Origin of the sequence: Paenibacillus sp. 7516 (assembly GCF_002272715.1) — a bacterium.
Taxonomy (GTDB): domain Bacteria; phylum Bacillota; class Bacilli; order Paenibacillales; family Paenibacillaceae; genus Paenibacillus; species Paenibacillus illinoisensis_A.
Genome location: NZ_NPBI01000006.1, coordinates 715,238 through 733,161, shown reverse-complemented (window position 1 = coordinate 733,161; position 17,924 = coordinate 715,238). Strand labels below are relative to the sequence as shown.

Genomic DNA, 17,924 nt, shown 5'->3' with positions numbered 1-17,924 from the left:
TGGTGATTGCGAAAATAGAACTTACTTCAGACCGGTAGTAGCAATGCCTTCGAGAAAATAGCGCTGAAATACCAGAAAGATGATCGTTACAGGCAGCAGGGATAACGTGGACATGGCAAGCAATGCTCCCCAATCGGATTGTCCTGATGGATCAAACAGGGAACGTATGCCCAGCTGTACGGTGAACAGATCGATCTTGCTTAGGTAAATCATCTGGCTGAAGAAATCATCCCAGCTCCAGATAAAGGTGAAGATTGCCGTTGTGATCAATGCAGGAACAAGGAGAGGCACCACGATCCGGAAAAAAATCTGGGATTGTCCGCACCCGTCAATCGTTGCGCTCTCGTCGAGCTCCCGCGGAATACCGCGGATAAATTGCACCATTAGCAGAATGAAGAAGGAGTCCTGTGCCAGCCATTTAGGCAAAATAAGCGGGAAATACGTATTGATCCACTGCAGCTCGTTATACAGAATATATTGAGGTACAAGCGTTACATGGTAAGGCAGCATAATCGTGACCAGCATGATGCTGAACCACAGTGTTTTTAACTTGAATCGGAGTCTGGAAAAAGCATAGGCAGCGAGCGAACAGGAGATAACATTCCCCAGGACGCTCATGACCGAGATGAGTGCCGAATTGCCGAAGAATCGGCCGAAGGAAACGCCCTGTAATCCTTTCCAGCCATTCACGTAATGATCCAGTGTGAAGCTGGTTGGAATCAGACTGCTGTTGGTAAAGATTAGCTGGTTAGGTTTGAACGAACTGAAGATCAGCCATAACACCGGGTACAGCATCAGCAGACCGAGGAGAATAATGACCGTATGTCTTCCGGTTTGAATCAGCTTTCGTTTGAACGGCATATGCATTACCTCCCCTCCTGATTGTCGCCATAGAATACCCAGAACCTGGATGTGAGAAAGACAATTGCAGTGAATATACCGATAATGACCAACATGATCCAGGCGAGTGCTGAGGCGTAACCCATATCAAAAAACGAGAAGCCTTTCAGATACAGATACAAGGTGTAGAACATGGTGGCATCGAGTGGTCCTCCGCGACCATCTCCGATGACATATGCCGGAGTGAAGGCCTGGAAGGAATTGATCATGCTCATGATCAGGTTGAAAAAAATGACGGGTGACAGCATGGGCAGCGTGATACGGAAAAATTGACGCAGCTTGCTCGCACCGTCCACATCCGACGCTTCGTAAAGGTCGGCCGGAATCTGCTTCAGGCCAGCGAGGAAGATCACCATCGCCGAACCAAATTGCCATACGGATAAGGTCACGATGGTATAAATGACATAGTCGGGATGTGCAATCCAGGAAGGTCCCGCTATGCCGAACCAGTTCAGAAATTGATTAACGAGCCCGTTACCATCAAAGATTTGGCGCCATACAATGGCGATGGCAACACTTCCTCCCAGAAGGGAAGGGATGTAATACACAGTTCGATAAATACCGAGACCGCGAATGCCTTTGTTTAGCGCCATCGCTACCATCAGCGCAAAGGCGAGGCGGAGCGGGACGGACAAGAATACATAAAAGAAGGTAAGTCCCAGCGATCTGCGAAATGTATCGTCTTCACTGAAGATTTGCACATAGTTGCTGAGCCCCGTCCACGTGGGCGGTGATAACAGATTGAATTTGGTCATGGATAAGTAAAGTGATGCAGCCATTGGCCCCAGCGTTAGACAGAATAGTCCGATCAGCCAAGGCAATAGGAACAAGTAGGCTGTTTTATTTTGCTGGCCGTATAAGGGCGTGGACATTTTTTTCATGATTTGCCTCCCTTCAGGCTAAGAGTGGTAGAACATTCACAATTCCAATCACTGAATCCGCTTACATGTTAAGCGGTGAACGTTCTGATAACCTCATCTTACCTGGGAGCCAATGCGGCCGGAATCTCATTTCTTCGGATTCTGACTAGTGATTTTTTCGGATTGAAGCACCCGGTATTCGGAAGGACTCATGTGATGCATCTTTTTGAAGCGAGCGCTGAAATAGCTCGGGGAAGAGAAGCCTGTAAGCTCAGTGATATCCCATACACTCAATTGAGTTTCCTTCAATAAGCGTGTTGCGTGTTTCATCCGGGTTTCTGTCAAATATTGAATAAATGAGATGCCTGCACCTTCCTTGAACATTTCAGAGAAATAGGAAGGGTGATAGTTAAATTGCTCCGCGATGGAGGTGAGCGTAATTTCCTGCATGTAGTTTTCTTCGATATAACATTTCGCTGATTCAATCATGGTTGCTTCTGCGGTCTCAGATGGCTGCTGCCCGTTTACAAAATCCTGTGCCCACTGCATCAGCAGCCGTTCTGCTTGTTCGGGAGTCTCCAGCCACAGTACCCATTCAGGAGTGATCCAGCGAGATGGTGTGCCATGAGCATGTTGCATGTAGTCCATGGCGGCTGACTCCATTAGCAGTGAAATTTGCAATAGACAGCGGATTAAATGGGAAGAGGATCTGCGAAAGGCATCGTCCAGCTCATTTCGGATCATGCTGCGAAAGGAATCCAGGTCCCCTCGAATAAGACATCGATGCATGGCGCGGTTGATCTCCTCGGGAATCAGTGGACTGTGATCGGTTACCTCTATTGTCTCAGCTTGTTCAGACTGACGTCCGGCCAGGTTCCATGCCAGCAGGGAGTGGACGTACCCTTCTTTCCAGCGATCGAGTCCAGCTACCGTCAACCCAATTCCAATCTGCACTTCCATTGTCAGATAGGACATGATCTGTATGCGCAGCCTTTCCGCGAATTCATGCTGCATTCCGTCCAATATCATGAAATGCATGATTCCATGATGGGCTGTGTCCTGAAATACAAGTGCAGTTCCCGTATAAGATTCAGCAATCTCATGACAGACCATTTGGAATGGGAGGTGCAAGTCCTCCGGAATCCGGATTTCGGAAGCAGGAGTATGGATTGTTTCCCGCAAACCTGCAGTCAGGAAGCAGACCTCGGAATGCTGCCATTCTTCGAGATGAAATAATCGGATTCGTTCAGGCATTGAAGAAGGAGGGAGCTTGTTACCCTTGACGAGATCCAGAATAAAGTGTGTTTTCATCTGTTGATAGTATTGGGACAGACGCCATTGTATCCTTTCGGATTCATCCCGAGCCTTGCGTTTCTTATCCAACTCCTCCTTGATTCTGGTCAAGGCTGCTTTCAGTTCTCCCCGGGTTACCGGCTTCAATAAGTAGTCCATGGCATGATTTCGTACACCGGCCCTGGCATATTGGAAATCCTCATATCCCGTGATGATAATGATTTCGATGGATGGATTGTGGGTTCTACAGATGTCCAGCAGCTGCACTCCATCCATGACCGGCATATTCATATCTGTCAGGAGCAGGTCATAGTGTCCCGATTGGAGCAGCCCAGCGGCTTCCACACCGTCTGCGGCCTCACCTGAGATGGCAAAACCCATTCCACCCCAGTCGGCTTTCAGCTTCAGGCCTTCACGGACTTCAATCTCATCATCAGCGATCAATACGTTGTACATGATTTTCCTCCTGTACGGGCAGAACCAGTTCAATACAAGTGCCCTGAGTATCCCCGTTCGTAATATGAATGGCAAAGAGGGGACCGTAATGCAGCCGGCACCGGGCAACCACATTGCCAAGTCCGATATGCCAGCTTGAATTGCGAAGCATTGGTTCGAGTTGTGCTGTAGCGGTCTCCGAATCCTGCAGTCTGGAGATGATGTCATGAGGCATCCCCGGACCATTGTCCTTAATCTGGAGCTGCAGGTGTTCATTCTTTCTGCAGATTCGAATACACACCTGAGCAGTCGTTTGATAGTTAAAACTGTACTTGACTGCATTCTCAATCAGCGGCTGCAGAATAAACTTGACTATAACGAGGTGATCCAGCCTGCCCGATTCTTGGGTGGAAATATCGAGCTTGGGTCCGAAGCGGGTTTGAAGAATGGAGATGTAGTGGCGGACGTACGTAAGTTCCTCGGCCAGTGACACACGATCATCATTCGTATGCATGGAGTACCTCATCATTTTCCCGAGATCCTCGATGACCTGCACGGTGTCGTCCGTTCGGCGCTGCATCGCAAGACTGCTGACCAGTTCCAGCGTGTTGAACATAAAATGTGGATTAATCTGCATGAGGAGAGCCTTATATTCCGCCTGCTGTCGAAGCAGCTTCAGCTCAAATTCATTCTGGATATGCTGTCTGAGCCGGATGATCATGTAACGAAATGTAGATATCACATAACTAATCTCGCTCTTAACATTCTGGTCTGGGGGAAGCAGGGATTCGGCCTGATCAAACGCACCCCGCTGTACCTGTCTCATTGCCAGAACCAGACGGGTTAAGGGCTTGGTTACGCCGTAGGACAACCAGGCCGCAGCACACAGGGTCACCAGAATTATGGCAATCGTCACCACGAATGTTGTCGTTTGGAGTTTGTGCAGAGAGGAATACATCTCTTTTTCCGGTGCCAGACCTACCAGCATCCAGCCTGTGCGCCCGAGTTTTTTGTACACCATCATATCTCGCCCGCCTACATCATTGGCCAGGTATTCAACGCCTGATTTTGGTGTGCTGTTTCGAATATGTTCAATGTCGGATAGAGTTCCGGCCCCAAGCTCATGAGCTTGTTGGGAGAGGAGGGGCCGACCTTGTTCATTGAGCAGAAAAATGGTGCTGTTGTTGGCCAGATGAATCCGGCTGAGGGGTTCGAGAAAATAAGACTCGCTTACATTGACCTTCATAACATTACGCGTCGTAGCATGATGGAAGGTACCTAGAGGCATAAGCAGGCTGACCACCGGGTTGCCATGGTCCCTGACCCGTTCATGAACGTCGGTATGTGCAGCCAGCCACCGGTCTCCGGATGTGAAGAAGTTCGTATACCATGGTTCTTGCAAAAAAGAAGGATCGTCCACGACCTGATTTTCGCCGCCAATCCGAAGCCCGTTTAGTCGATAGATAGACACATCGGAAATGCTGGTATAGCTGTTCGTGGCCTGCGTTAGAAAGCGGCTCATGGCGAGATTAGCCAACATTTTCTCACCCTCGGACAGCTGTGGATCACTCATGGCGTTATCCCAATTTTTCGCCATATCGCTATTGAAGACGAGAGAGGCTACATCATAAATTTGCATTTGTACCATATCGATGTAAGAGCCGTATTCCTCCATTTTCTCGAGAGCAGAGGATTCGATATAAGAACGGATCACAGCCCGGGATTCCGCAAACAACAGGAAGGAGAGTGTACCGAACGAGAGGACGAACAGGACAAGAATTAAGGCAATTAATCGGCTTTTTAATGAAAAGAACATCCATTTCCTCCTTCAACTTGGTGATCATTCAATGTTCCCTTTTGGTTCTTCAGAAGAGATTGCAAATGGAAAAAAGCCGCGTAAATACGCAGCCTTGAATCATAACCGTTGTAGGATCAACTTCTACCAAATTAAAACTGAACCAGGCTCTTGATGTGGACCGGCATCCCGGTTGAAATGGCACGGTTGGCTGCAATGCCGGTCAGGATCGATCTTGCTCCATCAATATGGTTGGCAGCACGTGCATACGGATCTTCCGCAGGCTCGCCAAACAGATCATTGAGCAGAACCGGATCGCCTCCGCCATGGCCGCCTTTTTGCTCTTCGACATGCACTTCATATGGAGCATCGAACATGGGCAGCACACGCAGCGTTTTGCCAATCAGGGCACCTTCGAGACTTTTGTCACCGAGTGAATTGACATAGGACTGTTCAACGATGGACATCTCGATCCGGCCTTTGGTGCCGTTAATGGCTATACGGTATCCTTCCCACGGCTGGTAGGCGACAAGGGAATACGTCAAAATGGCTTTGTTCTGATACTGGACGAGTACGCCCATCGTATCCTCAATGTTAATGCCATCTCCGAATACGCTCTGATCTCGCTGGTAGCCGTCCTCGGGCTCCGCATCCAGATACATCGCTTTGAGGTGAGCATCCGAATCCAGATGGAGGGCAAAAGGATCTTCTTTCGCGAGCGGGTTGCCGGTGGCGCGGTTATAAAATTGGGTAACGCCTCGTTCTTCTGCATTTTCCCGTCCATAATACATGAGATCGCCGAAGGCAAAGACCGTTTCGGGCTGGGAGCCAATCCAGAAATTGACGAGATCAAAATGATGGGTGGATTTATGGACGAGTAAGCCTCCGCTGTTACGTTTGTCGCGGTGCCAGCGACGGAAGTAGTCTGCACCGTGACGGGTATTGAGCAGCCATTCGAAATGAACGGAGGTTACTTTACCGATGGTATCGTTCATGATCAGCTCACGAATCTTGGTATGATGGGGAGCATATCGGTAGTTGAAGGTAACCCGGATATTTCGCCCGGTCCGTTTGGCAGCATCGAGGATATCCTGGCATTTGTGCTCATCGATGGTCATGGGCTTCTCGGTCACGACGTCACATCCAAGCTCCATCGCCCGAATAATGTACTTGTGATGCGTACGGTCAACGCTGGTCACAATGACGGCATCGGGTTTCTCGTTCTCAATCATCTGGTCAAACTGGTCTGCTGTATAGGTAGGAACCTCATTGTATTGATATCGTTCTCGCAGCAGTTGATTCGCATAATTCATCCGTGTTTGATTAATATCACAAAAAGCTGCAAGCTCGGATTGTTCACGGAAGTTTTGCGCTAATGCTCCATAAAAAAATTCTGCACGGCCACCGGTCCCGACCAATACATAGCGTTTTTTGCTACTCATATCATCGCCTCCTTGAATATAGCTCTAGCCTATAACAAGGGAATACTTCTTTCGCCGCATTTTTTGCGTAATCGCTTTCAAACCCCGCTTATTTTGCTATAATCCTTGAAAAGGGGGCTGCTTCATGTCACAGCCATTTCGAGCGGATTACCACGATTCCACCGGATATTTGGATATTGAATATGATCGCAGGGTGGGCTATTATTCCATGACCGCGGATCATCTCCACGATCATTATGAGCTTTATTATCTCCTGAAGGGCGAACGCATCTATTTTATTAAAGACCGTTCTTACCATGTCAGAGCAGGGGATTTTGTATTTGTAGACCGGAATGCCGTACATAAGACACTGGAAAGCGGAAGGCCTGATCATGAACGAATTGTACTGTATCTGAAGCAGGAGCTTTTTGAAGAAATGAGTATTGCCCCTGCGTTGATGGAGGGGTTAAAGGAGCCCTTTGAATGGGAAGTTCCGATGTTAAGGCTTCCATCACCTATTAGCGAAACGGCAGAACGGATTATTCATGAAATGATTGATGAGATGATTCAGCCCAAGGCTGGTAGCAGCCTGCTGCTGCGCCATCGCTCCATTGAATTGCTGCTAATTGCGTATCGTAATCAGGAGCAGGGGAGGGTATATCCTGTCGAGAGCGAGCCAGTCCTTCATCCCAAGACGCAAGCCGTAGTTCGCTACCTGAACGAAAATTTTCAGAACCCTCTTACCCTGCCAGAAGTTGCGGCAGAATTTCGAATCAGTTCGCATTACCTCAGTCGATTGTTTAAACAAACCACGGGTTTTACCTTCATTGATTATTTGAATTTGCTTCGTGTGAAGGAAGCGCAGCGACTGCTGCGCGAGAGCGAGGACTCCATTACGGAGATCGCCTGGCGGGCAGGCTTCAGCAACTTTTCTCATTTTGGCAAAGTGTTCAAACGTACTGTACAGATGTCTCCACGAACATACAGGCAGGGGGATGGGAAGTCGCGTCCATTATAATCAATCCAGCGATTACAGGATCATGCGCAGATCGCACAAAAAGACCTGATTAAGCCTGCAGCAGCAGAAACTTGTTCAGGTCTTTTTCTGAATTTGTTTCACAATATAAAGGATGCTAATCATCTACCTCATGGGACTCAAACCGAAATATGACTCTCATCTGTCTCCGGACGAAGCTGTAATTGCAGCTCTTCATCCCGATTACAGACCATAACCCCATTCACAACATCCAGACGTGCAGCTTGAATGGAAGAACGGCGAGCAGGCTCACTGGCATGATCCACTCCTTCAATGCGATCGGGATGAGTGAAGTAGAAAATATAAGCTGTATCATCCTGGACTACTACATCTGCATGCAAACCGATAACGCCATCGTCTTCACGTGTCCCGGGCTGATCCAGGATCATGCTGTTCCATACCCAATTCTCCAGATCATCCGATTGGTATACAGCCTGTCCTCTCCATTCGTCCACAATCATCCAGTAGGTGTCATGAAAGCGAAAAACGTTGGGACCTTCGTGGGCGCGACCTGTAATAACCGGACCGATGACATCCCAATGGTAAAGATCCGTGCTGTCTGCGGCATAGGTATGAGATTCATTGGCCTCATCCTTGTACCACATCCGAAAGCGACCATCCTGCAGCGGATATATGCAGGCATCAATGACACGGTCCGAGCTGAGCTCCAGTTTGCCATGATATGTCCAGGTCAGTAGATCCGGGCTCGTGTAATGTAAAATGTGGCGGTCATGATCCGGCCAGTCATGGGGCACGCCTTGAATATAACTGACATACATGTGATATGTGTTATCATGCCAGAAAATTTCCGGCGCCCAGAACGTATTATGTCCCCATTCATGTTCCAAACCGGTTAACGTACCACGATAGGTCCACGTTTGTCCTCCATCGGAGGATGAGGCAACGCCGAGATCCGTGCCATGAACCCAGGCAAACTTCGGTCCTCCTGCAGTAGCTCTGCGGTTGGTGTAAATCATCCACCAGGTCTGTTCAGCGCGGTTCCATACAACCACCGGATCAGCGGCTCCATCGAAGATAGGGTCACGAAATAAGGGTGCATTCAAGATAACGTCCTCCTTTGAGTAAACAGATCATTTATGTACTTGTTTGTAACTATCGTAATAGAGAATAACAGGAATTACAATATAACGTTTTCAAAAGAATAGAATTAATATAATAACTAATCCTAAAAAGAGAGTTGCAGCATAGGAGCGTTTTTGGATGATCCAATGATCTGATAAACTGTACGTAGTGGGATTAGGGCATAACGTTACTTCATCAAAGTGACATTCATAGAAACCGAAAGAGTATCGTCCATCATGATCAAAGCGATCATTGCTTAAGCCTAAGATCGAGCGTATATTAATGTTTATCCAAAATAGTAATATATTGATAGGTTTACGTTTTGACATTTGTCTCTTGGGAGGGAAAGCGATGATAGCAACGAGATTGAGTGAACTGGGAATTATTTTGCCTGAGGCAAGTGCTCCGGCTGCGAAGTATGCCAATGCAGTTATTGTAAATGGATTAATGTATGTATCAGGGAAAGGTCCGGATACGGTGGAGCGTGGCAAATTGGGAGAGGACTTCACGACCGAACAGGGATACGAATTTGCCCGAAATGCTGGGATTGAGGTGCTGGCTGTGGTCCAGGATGTGCTTGGTTCACTGGACCTCGTGAAACGAGTAGTCAAAGTCCAGGGTTTTGTTAACGCGTCGGCTTCCTATCAGGAACACCACAAGGTGTTGAACGGGTTTTCGGATCTAATGATGGATGTATTTGAGGAAAAGGGCGTGCATGCACGTTCGGTTTTTGGAGCTGTTTCCGTACGGGATAACCTCCCCCTTATTGTGGATTCGATATTCCAAGTAGAGGAGTAGGAGGTTATGTCTAACATGGAACCAATAAATCCAATGATGCTGTCCTTTCCCGAGCGCTTCGACACAGCCCGTCTCACGATCCGAGCTCCAGAGTGGGGAGATGGCGCGGAAGTCAACGAGGCTATTCGCGAGAGTGTTGAGCAGCTGCGTCCGTGGCTGCCATTTGCCGAAAAGATACCTTCGCTTGAGGAATCCGAAGCGCATGTTCGCAAAGCCAGATTACAGTTTTTGGAGCGGACAGATCTGGTTCTTCATTTGCGAGATAAGCATACTGATGATTTTGTAGGCAGCAGCGGCCTGCATCGTATCGATTGGAATTCACGCTGCTTCGAGATCGGCTACTGGATCAGATCGTCGCGTGCAGGTGAAGGATTAATGACGGAAGCTGTCCAGGGAATTGAGCAATTTGCAACAACATATCTGAACGCTAACCGTCTGGAGATTCGCTGTGATTCTCGGAATGTACGCAGTGCCAAGGTTGCTGAGCGTGCAGGTTACACCCTTGAAGGCATACTGCGAAGTATGCGCCGGGACAGTTCAGGTACCCTGGTCGATGTCATGGTGTTTAGCAAAATCAGGGGCAAGGAATTCGAATAAACGCTGGAGGCTAAAGTATGAAGCTTATTGGTCAAGGTCGAACTGCGGACATCTACGCATACTCGTCCAATCAAATTTTGAAACTGTACCAAACTGACTTTCCGCTTGAAGTCATCCAGAATGAATTCAGAATTACACAACTGTTAAATGATAAGAAATTACCCGTACCTCAGGCACGAAAAATGATGGTTGAAGGAGATCGCACGGGTATTGTATTTGAACGAATTGAAGGTCAGACGATGTTCTCCATGATGTTCCGTCAGCCTTCAAGCCTTCAAGAACGGGTACATCACCTGGCTGCCTGTCATCAGGAGCTTCATGCCCAAAGTGATGATGAGAGAGTCCTGTCTTCACAGAAGCGGGTTTTGTCAGGGGCGATTCAGAGAACACAGCTATTGTCTGCACAGGACAAAGCCCGGATACTTGATTATCTGACCCGTCTTCCTGAGCGGATACAGATCTGTCACGGTGATTATCATCCCGATAATGTCATGATGAACGAAATGAAGAACGCCTACGATGTTATCGATTGGATGACAGGCATGTCGGGCGATCCTGCAGGTGATGTGGCACGTACTTGGGTCATATTAACGAGCGCATCGCTGCCGGAGGATGCCGACCCTGTGATACGATTGGGGTTTGAAAGGTCTCGTGATACGATAGTGGAAGGGTACATCAACCATTACTTGCATCTATCAGGCTTAGCCTGGCAGGAGATCGAACGATGGATTCTGCCCGTTGCAGCTGCTCGCCTGGAAGAGAGCTTACCGGGGAATGAAGCAGAAAAGGTGCTGAAACTTGTGAAGGATCGATTGAAACATCTAGACAGATGAATTGAACTAAAATAACGAGGTGAATGTCAACATGCTGCACTCATTAGAAGCCATACATTCTTATAGAACAGGCAACATCCCAGAAGATAAGCAGCAATTATGGCTGCAGCTGCTGGCGGCGGCCGAGCAACCCCATATTAATCTTGAACGCATTCATTCCATGGCTGAACTTGAGGGAACCAATCCCGTTCTGGACTACGTCGAGCGGACCTTGCACGTCCTGGATCAGCTGAATGTATCCTTTTGGGTGCGAGAGGTTGTGGAGGAAGTACTGGTCTGGTCGGAGACAGCCAAGGCCGGCTCATTGCAGCAAAGGAAGGCGTGGCAGCGCGCAGGGGTGAATTTGTTTGTACACAATAGGGGTTCTGCACAGTTATACAGGGAGTATGTTATTAATTGCAGTACAGGAAACATCGGTAGTGACGATAAAGCTGTGGCCCAGGTTAATGAGGCGAATCCAATTCAGAAGAAAGAAGCTACGCCAAGACAGCAAATGATCTATGCTCTCATTGGAACGCATGGACTGATTGGACAATACATACGCGGGGAGATACCTTTTGCCGAGAACGCTCCGCTTCATGATTTTATCACTCATGGCTGGCTGACAGCTGAAGAATTGCACACGGTTCTGATGGCGCTCAATGAATGCATCATTGCTGGCGTTGATCCGAAGCTATGGCGGCAGGTTGAAGCGGAAGTCGAGCGAATCGTTGGGTGGATTATCAGCGAACCACATCATGCAGACTGGCCTCTGAAGGAACGTTTATCCCGGCTCCGAAGCTCGTCCATTCGCGAAGGCGAGGCGCTGGATGAGGCGTACGCTGAACTGCAAACAGAGCTTGATGTAGATAAAATGCTGGCTCCTCTGTCTCACCGTACATTGTGGTATGTGGAATCTGCACTGAAGGATTTTTCCTTGCAGGAAATGGTAAAAGTGTTCCTTCTCTCACTGCATCGTGAAGATATGACTCACACCGGAAATGACACAGACGAGGTACGTCATATCAGTTTTGAACCATTAATGAATACGATGTATTACGACTATAAAGGTGTCAAGAAGCTGAATATTTACAAAAAACGAATGATTGAAAAGTACCTCGAACAATGGTCATGGAACCAGATTGAAGAGGGGCAGCCGGTCGTTTATCCTCATTTGACCCATCGCGTAGTGCGTCAACCGGATCTGCCGGATACGGTTTTTGTGACCTTTGAGTTCTCGCCGGCGGCCGAGAAGCTGATTGCGTTCTGTATTGAAGCTGAGAAATCACCGCTATATGAGAAGGCCGTATTGCTGCTCTTTGATTTGTTCGGACTGCGGCGGGATGCGTATGACCGATTCCATAATGAAGAAACGTATTTGGCAGACATGAACAGCTCGGGGGATTATAAAAAGGTGCTGCTTGACTACATCGTTGGCAAGCGTGTACTCGATATCGGTCCAGGTGGCGGTGTTCTGCTGGATCTTATTGAGCAGGAGAAGCCGGAAGTGGAGCCGATAGGCATTGATATTTCTGCCAATGTCATCGAAGTGCTGGAGCGCAAGAAACAGCGAGAAGGTCACCGCTGGCAGGTCATGAAGGGGGACGCCTTGAGGCTGGATCAATACGTGCAGCCAGGCACGGTGGATACGGTAATCTTCTCGTCTATTCTGCATGAATTGTACTCCTATATAGAGCGGGATGGACGGAGATTTAACACGGATACGGTTGTCGCAGCACTACAAAGTTCATTTCATGTTCTGTCGCCGGGTGGAAGAATATTAATCCGTGATGGCATTATGACAGAACCTCAAGAGCAGAAAAGACGGATTCGGTTTTTGGAACCGGATGGTATGCAGTGGCTGGAACGATATGCTCAGGATTTCCAGGGCCGGCAGATTACATTTGAACGGGTCGCTGAGAATGAGGCAGTGCTTAACATTAATGATGCCATGGAATTCCTGTATACGTATACGTGGGGCGAAGAAGCATACGTTCACGAAATTCAAGAACAGTTTGGTATTTTCACTCCATCGGCATACGAGAACTGTATTCGTGAAGCGCTCGGTGAGCAGGCAGAGATTATTAAGCTGGAGCATTTTCTGCAGGAAGGATATACCGAGGCACTTGAGGGACGCATTGTGTTCATGAAGGAAGACGGACAACCTGCACGCTTGCCAGACAGTACTTGTCTCCTTGTGATTGAGAAGAAGAAAGGAATGGCTGACGGATGAGTAAAGAGTTCAGAACTACCCTGTATTTTGTGCGTCATGCGGAATCAGCCTATGTGGAAGGACAGGAACGAGAGCGAGGACTCACAGAGCGTGGATGCCGAGATGCTGCAAATGTTGCAGAAGTTCTCAGTCAGGAGAAGATTCAATGGTATTATTCCAGTCCATATCGGCGGGCGGTTGATACCATTCAGGAACTGGCTGACAGGTCGAGCGCCCCTGTGTTGATGGAGGAAGATTTGCGCGAACGCCAATTATCAGATGAACGTGTTAAGCACGCCAACTTTCTTGAATCCAAACTACGATTGTACCTTGACCCTTCATTTGCATACGCTGGCGGGGAATCAGGTGAACAGGCAGGTTCTCGGGCCGTAGCCGTAATTCATCGGATCCTGAACACACATGCGGGACAAAAAGTAGCGATCGGGACACATGGAGATGTGATGACCCTGATCTTCCAACATTACGACGCGTCCTACGGTTATGAGTTCTGGAAAAGTACGACGATGCCGGATATCTATAAGCTGGAATTTAGCATGGAGCATGAATTGGTACAAGTCACCCGTCTGTGGCAAGGGGAATAGAACATATGAAAATCACATTTAACCCTTATCATTATGTAATCGACGATCTGCACGTCCCTAAGCTGCATGAGCATTTGTACTGCATATTTGATCTGGAGGGAACAGGCATTCTTCCGGATCGGGAGAGTATAACCCAATTCGGCGCGATGGAATACAAACGTGGAGAGGTTGGCCATCCAACATTCTCCACGCTATCACGTGCTAGCAAATCTATACCTGATGCTGTAGCAGAGTTAACGGGCATATCAAATGCGGATATGAAGACTGCTCCTGCGTTTGCAGAAGCCTATCGTTTATTTTCCAGCTTTATTGGGGAAAAGATTCTCGTAACCCATGCTGGGTATGAGTATGATCTGCCTATACTGAAGCGCCACTGTGAGCAATTGGGCGTGAAGATGTTTAGCAATAAGGTGCTGGATACAAAAGCGATGTTTACCTATATACATCCTGAGGTGTGTGAAGTCATATCTACGGATTATCTGATTCGGCATTATAATATCAATACAGACGGCATTCGAAGGCATGATGCCTTGGCGGATTGCGGCGTAATCGCTAGCATACTTGAACACCTTCTGCGGGAGTACGAGGAGAGGGGGCTGGATCATTTTACAGCCGATCCGACTCGCAGCATACGAAGATTCGAAATACCTGAAATGTACAGCATCACTGAAGATGGAGGGATTCCTAATGAATAGAAGAGAGGCGGAGAAGCTCCTTAACGAACTTAATGAAGGCAGGCTGATTACTAACGAGATGTTTCAAGGGCTGGATATCGACAGTTACCTGGACAAGCGTGATGATTCGGCTTTTACAGATGAATGGATGTCGGCATACCAGAGGTGGGTACAAGATGCTGATTCTATCGCTGAAGATGAACTGCTTCGTGCATCGAGGGAACAGGCATTCAAGCAGACGCTGCACTATACAGGGACTCCCGAATTGGCTGGATATGTGAGCGATGATATTGGCCTTATTGGGGCTGCAATGCTACAGGGTGAGAGTGAGCATTCCTTCGTAGGTCAATTGCTTGAGTGTTATCGTAACAGAAAGCTGCCTCTGCTTTAGCAGGGGCAATTGTGTTCTGTATCTTTCGTTTGTATAAGAAAATGGATTCGAATGTGTATTGTGAGTGAAGCAAGGCATAAGGTACAATTCACCTTAGACATTAATTGAGAATGATAATCATTGTAGACGCGCATTCTCTTTAATACAGCTGATTACATAGGGGTGGAGAGTAGCATGGCAAGTTTCAATAAAGGGATCAAAGGTTGGGGAATCACCGTTCTGGTCATGGCATCAATTATCGCGGGATGCAGTTCGAATTCCGGAGCAACGGAGGAACAGGCTCAGTCGCCAGTGACGGAGAGCACAACGGCCAGCGGCGGCAATTCATCCGAGACGAACCAAGAAGCAGAAACACGTGTGGTACAGGATGAATTCGGAGATGTAACGATTCCGGTTCATCCACAGCGTATTGCCGGGATCTATGTGGAGGATTATCTCAAGGCTCTGGATATCACACCTGTCGTGCAGTGGTATAATCCGATGTGGGGCGTACAGGACTATCTGAACCTGGATGTGCCTCAATTTGATACTACAGGCAGCATTGAAGCTCTATTGGAATATAATCCGGATCTCATCATTGTGGATGGTGGAGTAGACAGGGAAAAATATGAGATGTATTCCAAAGTGGCACCAACATATCGTTTACCTGAGAGCATCCTGCAGGATTCCGAGCAGGTTTTGGCTAAAATCTCCGATATTGTAGGGGAACAGGAAAAAGGTGTGGAAGTGGCTGCGGCCTACAAAGAGAAAATCAGGGATGCCAAAGCCAAGCTTGCGGAAAGCGTTGGAGACGAGACAGTGGCGGTTGTCCGCCTGAATGTGGATGATAACAGCCTGGTGCTGTTCGGAGTAAAAAACCGCTACACCGGATTCATATATTCAGAGCTTGGCTTGACACCTCATGCCCTAGCCGGAAGCATGGAAGCTTTTCAGGAGGTTCTGTCCGAGGAAGCGATCCCGCAAATCGATGCAGACCGGATCATCATATTCCCTTCGGATGGAGATTGGTCCTCTCCGGAGAATCAGGAAGCTATCAAGGTACTGGATAGCAAACTGTGGAATTCTCTGCCTGCCGTGAAAAGCAATAAAGTGTACAAGATGGAGAGATCTCACTGGCAATCAGGTGCAATTACAGCAAACTCGATGAAAATGGATGATCTTCTGGAACAAATGACACCGTAATGAACAGCCATAGAAAGTAAAGTAAAAAAAAGAAAGCTCCTCAACCAGGGTTGAAGAGCTTTCTTTTTTGGTTTAGACTATTCCTAATGATAACTATTCTCAATTAAGGAAGATGACGAATGCCTCATACCATAGAACAGATCCTCCCCATGCCCTGGCTGTGTTCACTTCAGCATATTCAATATGTTCAAAACTCTGTCTTGGCTTACAATGGTTTAGAATGCACATCGTCGAAGGGCCATTCGATCGTTGTCGTAACCCAAGGACAGGGAGAGCTGATGGCACAAGATGTCATTTTCAAGTTAAAAAAAGGGACGATTCTGTTTTTCCCTTCTGATATACCCGTCTTACCTCTGCAAACTGGAGTTGGTTCAGAATCCAAGCTGCATTATTATAAGCTTGATCTGGTCGCTGGTGAGACAAGCAAGATGGGATCCACCACTCCACTCGAAGAGACAAGTCCTGCTTTTCCGCAGTCGCAAGTTATTACGGAAACATCATCTCCTATTGAGTTGTCCTACATCCCTTGGAGCTCCTGTCTGGATATATTGGATCAACTGTTACAGCAGCAGGCGACAGAGGATTGGCTGAAACAATGGGACCGGCAGCTTCGTTTCCAGGAATGGTTCCGGATGCTGCTTCTGCAAAATGATTCGACCAATGCTTTCATGGATTATCGAACTCGCTTACAGCAATCCATTCGCTATATCCGTGATCATTATAACCAACCCATGACGGTGGATGATCTGGCTGCGGGTACCCGGCTTACCAGGTCCAGCTATACGCGGCAATTCAAGGAGATGACCGGCAAGCTACCTTTGGATTATGTAAATTCAATTCGTTTGGAACGTTCCAAACAACTATTACAGCTGACAGATGATCGGCTGCACGATATTGCCCAAAGTGTTGGATTCAGTAACGAATATTATTTCAGTCGTCGGTTTAAGCAATATGCTGGCATCTCACCAGGAGTATACAGACGTCATTATCGTCAGGATGTGCGAGTATTTGCACCGTACCTCGAAGATTTTGTATTAGCGCTAGGCGTGGAGCCCGTGCTTCAATACGCTCACCATTTGTGGGGCAAACAGCACTACTTGGGGATGGATGATGTTCCTGAATTCGATGTGACCCAACAGGATGCAATGTTCCAAGAGAACCATAAGCCGGACTTTATTATGCTGAGTGACGGCTATGAGCGGTGGAATCTGGCCCGTTTCGAACAGGTGGCGCCTACGTTTTATGTAAATCATAAGGGAGAGGACTGGCGCTCCATTTTAAGATCAACAGCGGATGTATTGGGAAAAGGAGATCGGGTTAGGGACGTCGTAGGTTCATATGAAGAAAAGGCCCGTGAGGCCAACGCTCAACTAACACGATCTGCGCAAGGAAAGACGGTAGCTTTCTTGCGGATCACTGCCTCTGAAATTGTATTGTACGGTGTACAGCAGGGTTATGTGGGACCTGTAATGTATCAGGATTTGGGGTTAACGCCACATCCTCTGGTGCAGCAATGGGCACTGAAGGAACGTAGAATCAGCATAAGCGTTGATCAATTGAAGCTATTGCAGGCAGATCATTTATTTATTACATTTGACTGTCTGGATTCTGCAGCGATCGGAGATGAACGGAAGCTGCTGGACAGCAGGGAATGGCGGCAGCTTGCAGCAGTAAGAAACGGATGCGTGTACGAAGTGGACTTCCTAACCTGGATGAATTACGGGGTTATCTCCCATGGGAAGAAAATTGATGATATCCTGCGTGTGTTGGCTTAGACAACCTTTTGAAGAGCATGTGCTGGAGCTGTATCAATTAGATCATATATATGATAAC

Annotated in this window: 16 protein-coding genes; 10 read left to right on the top strand and 6 right to left on the bottom strand. The window is 47.8% G+C overall.

The genetic code is table 11. The features are described from left to right. Nucleotides 1-21: 21 nt before the first annotated feature. The 5 genes from CHI14_RS06560 to CHI14_RS06540 all read right to left on the bottom strand — a co-directional run bounded on the left by CHI14_RS06560 (nt 22) and on the right by CHI14_RS06540 (nt 6,725). A complete protein-coding gene (locus CHI14_RS06560; protein WP_095287782.1) occupies nt 22-861 on the bottom strand; it encodes a carbohydrate ABC transporter permease in 840 nt (279 codons plus the stop codon). A gap of 5 nt (nt 862-866) precedes the next feature. Further along, complete coding sequence (locus CHI14_RS06555; RefSeq protein WP_095287583.1) at nt 867-1,781, bottom strand: carbohydrate ABC transporter permease; 915 nt, start codon at nt 1,779-1,781, stop codon at nt 867-869. Between the two features lie 126 nt (nt 1,782-1,907). Continuing rightward, on the bottom strand, nt 1,908-3,509 hold the full coding sequence (locus tag CHI14_RS06550) for a response regulator (protein ID WP_095287582.1): 1,602 nt from the start codon (nt 3,507-3,509) through the stop codon (nt 1,908-1,910). After that, on the bottom strand, nt 3,487-5,304 hold the full coding sequence (locus CHI14_RS06545; protein ID WP_095287581.1) for a cache domain-containing sensor histidine kinase: 1,818 nt from the start codon (nt 5,302-5,304) through the stop codon (nt 3,487-3,489). The genes CHI14_RS06550 and CHI14_RS06545 overlap by 23 nt, the downstream gene beginning before the upstream one ends. Nucleotides 5,305-5,435: 131 nt before the next feature. Next, nucleotides 5,436-6,725 carry a Gfo/Idh/MocA family oxidoreductase gene (locus tag CHI14_RS06540; protein WP_095287580.1) on the bottom strand — a complete coding sequence of 430 codons (1,290 nt, stop codon included), beginning with the start codon at nt 6,723-6,725 and terminating at the stop codon, nt 5,436-5,438. Between the two features lie 124 nt (nt 6,726-6,849). On the opposite strand from CHI14_RS06540, the gene CHI14_RS06535 reads away from it, so the two are divergent. Then, nucleotides 6,850-7,722 (top strand): AraC family transcriptional regulator, encoded by an 873-nt coding sequence (locus tag CHI14_RS06535; protein WP_095287579.1) that lies wholly within the window; start codon nt 6,850-6,852, stop codon nt 7,720-7,722. Between the two features lie 137 nt (nt 7,723-7,859). On the opposite strand, the gene CHI14_RS06530 is transcribed toward CHI14_RS06535, so the two are convergent. Beyond that, entirely contained in the window at nt 7,860-8,804 is a 945-nt protein-coding gene (locus CHI14_RS06530) for a glycoside hydrolase family protein (protein ID WP_095287578.1), read from the bottom strand. Nucleotides 8,805-9,174: 370 nt separating this feature from the next. Between CHI14_RS06530 and CHI14_RS06525 the strand changes: the two genes are divergently transcribed. From CHI14_RS06525 to CHI14_RS06485, 9 genes are all read left to right on the top strand, one after another. Continuing rightward, the gene (locus CHI14_RS06525) at nt 9,175-9,621 is read left to right on the top strand and encodes a RidA family protein (RefSeq protein ID WP_095287577.1); all 447 of its coding nucleotides are present in this window, start codon (nt 9,175-9,177) and stop codon (nt 9,619-9,621) included. A gap of 6 nt (nt 9,622-9,627) precedes the next feature. Further along, the gene (locus CHI14_RS06520; RefSeq protein WP_170948032.1) at nt 9,628-10,218 is read left to right on the top strand and encodes a GNAT family N-acetyltransferase; all 591 of its coding nucleotides are present in this window, start codon (nt 9,628-9,630) and stop codon (nt 10,216-10,218) included. A gap of 17 nt (nt 10,219-10,235) precedes the next feature. Beyond that, nucleotides 10,236-11,051 (top strand): aminoglycoside phosphotransferase family protein, encoded by an 816-nt coding sequence (locus CHI14_RS06515; protein ID WP_095287576.1) that lies wholly within the window; start codon nt 10,236-10,238, stop codon nt 11,049-11,051. Nucleotides 11,052-11,082: 31 nt separating this feature from the next. Beyond that, nucleotides 11,083-13,263, top strand: a complete 2,181-nt coding sequence (locus tag CHI14_RS06510; RefSeq protein WP_095287575.1) for a class I SAM-dependent methyltransferase — start codon at nt 11,083-11,085, stop codon at nt 13,261-13,263. After that, a complete protein-coding gene (locus CHI14_RS06505) occupies nt 13,260-13,844 on the top strand; it encodes a histidine phosphatase family protein (RefSeq protein ID WP_095287574.1) in 585 nt (194 codons plus the stop codon). The genes CHI14_RS06510 and CHI14_RS06505 overlap by 4 nt, the downstream gene beginning before the upstream one ends. A 5-nt stretch (nt 13,845-13,849) precedes the next feature. Next, on the top strand, nt 13,850-14,539 hold the full coding sequence (locus CHI14_RS06500) for a 3'-5' exonuclease (protein WP_095287573.1): 690 nt from the start codon (nt 13,850-13,852) through the stop codon (nt 14,537-14,539). Then, entirely contained in the window at nt 14,532-14,909 is a 378-nt protein-coding gene (locus CHI14_RS06495; RefSeq protein ID WP_095287572.1) for a hypothetical protein, read from the top strand. The genes CHI14_RS06500 and CHI14_RS06495 overlap by 8 nt, the downstream gene beginning before the upstream one ends. Before the next feature lie 174 nt (nt 14,910-15,083). Next, nucleotides 15,084-16,091, top strand: coding sequence for an ABC transporter substrate-binding protein (locus CHI14_RS06490; protein WP_170948031.1), 1,008 nt, complete (start codon nt 15,084-15,086; stop codon nt 16,089-16,091). 119 nt (nt 16,092-16,210) lie between these two features. Then, the gene (locus CHI14_RS06485) at nt 16,211-17,866 is read left to right on the top strand and encodes an AraC family transcriptional regulator (protein ID WP_249281022.1); all 1,656 of its coding nucleotides are present in this window, start codon (nt 16,211-16,213) and stop codon (nt 17,864-17,866) included. Nucleotides 17,867-17,924 lie beyond the last annotated feature (58 nt).

Bases quoted from the DNA above. Each gene is read 5' to 3' on its own strand.
- CHI14_RS06560 (WP_095287782.1), bottom strand. From the start codon at position 861: ATGCCGTTCAAACGAAAGCTGATTCAAACCGGAAGACATACGGTCATT.
- CHI14_RS06555 (WP_095287583.1), bottom strand. From the start codon at position 1,781: ATGAAAAAAATGTCCACGCCCTTATACGGCCAGCAAAATAAAACAGCC.
- CHI14_RS06550 (WP_095287582.1), bottom strand. From the start codon at position 3,509: ATGTACAACGTATTGATCGCTGATGATGAGATTGAAGTCCGTGAAGGC.
- CHI14_RS06545 (WP_095287581.1), bottom strand. From the start codon at position 5,304: ATGTTCTTTTCATTAAAAAGCCGATTAATTGCCTTAATTCTTGTCCTG.
- CHI14_RS06540 (WP_095287580.1), bottom strand. From the start codon at position 6,725: ATGAGTAGCAAAAAACGCTATGTATTGGTCGGGACCGGTGGCCGTGCA.
- CHI14_RS06535 (WP_095287579.1), top strand. From the start codon at position 6,850: ATGTCACAGCCATTTCGAGCGGATTACCACGATTCCACCGGATATTTG.
- CHI14_RS06525 (WP_095287577.1), top strand. From the start codon at position 9,175: ATGATAGCAACGAGATTGAGTGAACTGGGAATTATTTTGCCTGAGGCA.
- CHI14_RS06520 (WP_170948032.1), top strand. From the start codon at position 9,628: ATGTCTAACATGGAACCAATAAATCCAATGATGCTGTCCTTTCCCGAG.
- CHI14_RS06515 (WP_095287576.1), top strand. From the start codon at position 10,236: ATGAAGCTTATTGGTCAAGGTCGAACTGCGGACATCTACGCATACTCG.
- CHI14_RS06510 (WP_095287575.1), top strand. From the start codon at position 11,083: ATGCTGCACTCATTAGAAGCCATACATTCTTATAGAACAGGCAACATC.
- CHI14_RS06505 (WP_095287574.1), top strand. From the start codon at position 13,260: ATGAGTAAAGAGTTCAGAACTACCCTGTATTTTGTGCGTCATGCGGAA.
- CHI14_RS06500 (WP_095287573.1), top strand. From the start codon at position 13,850: ATGAAAATCACATTTAACCCTTATCATTATGTAATCGACGATCTGCAC.
- CHI14_RS06495 (WP_095287572.1), top strand. From the start codon at position 14,532: ATGAATAGAAGAGAGGCGGAGAAGCTCCTTAACGAACTTAATGAAGGC.
- CHI14_RS06490 (WP_170948031.1), top strand. From the start codon at position 15,084: ATGGCAAGTTTCAATAAAGGGATCAAAGGTTGGGGAATCACCGTTCTG.
- CHI14_RS06485 (WP_249281022.1), top strand. From the start codon at position 16,211: ATGCCTCATACCATAGAACAGATCCTCCCCATGCCCTGGCTGTGTTCA.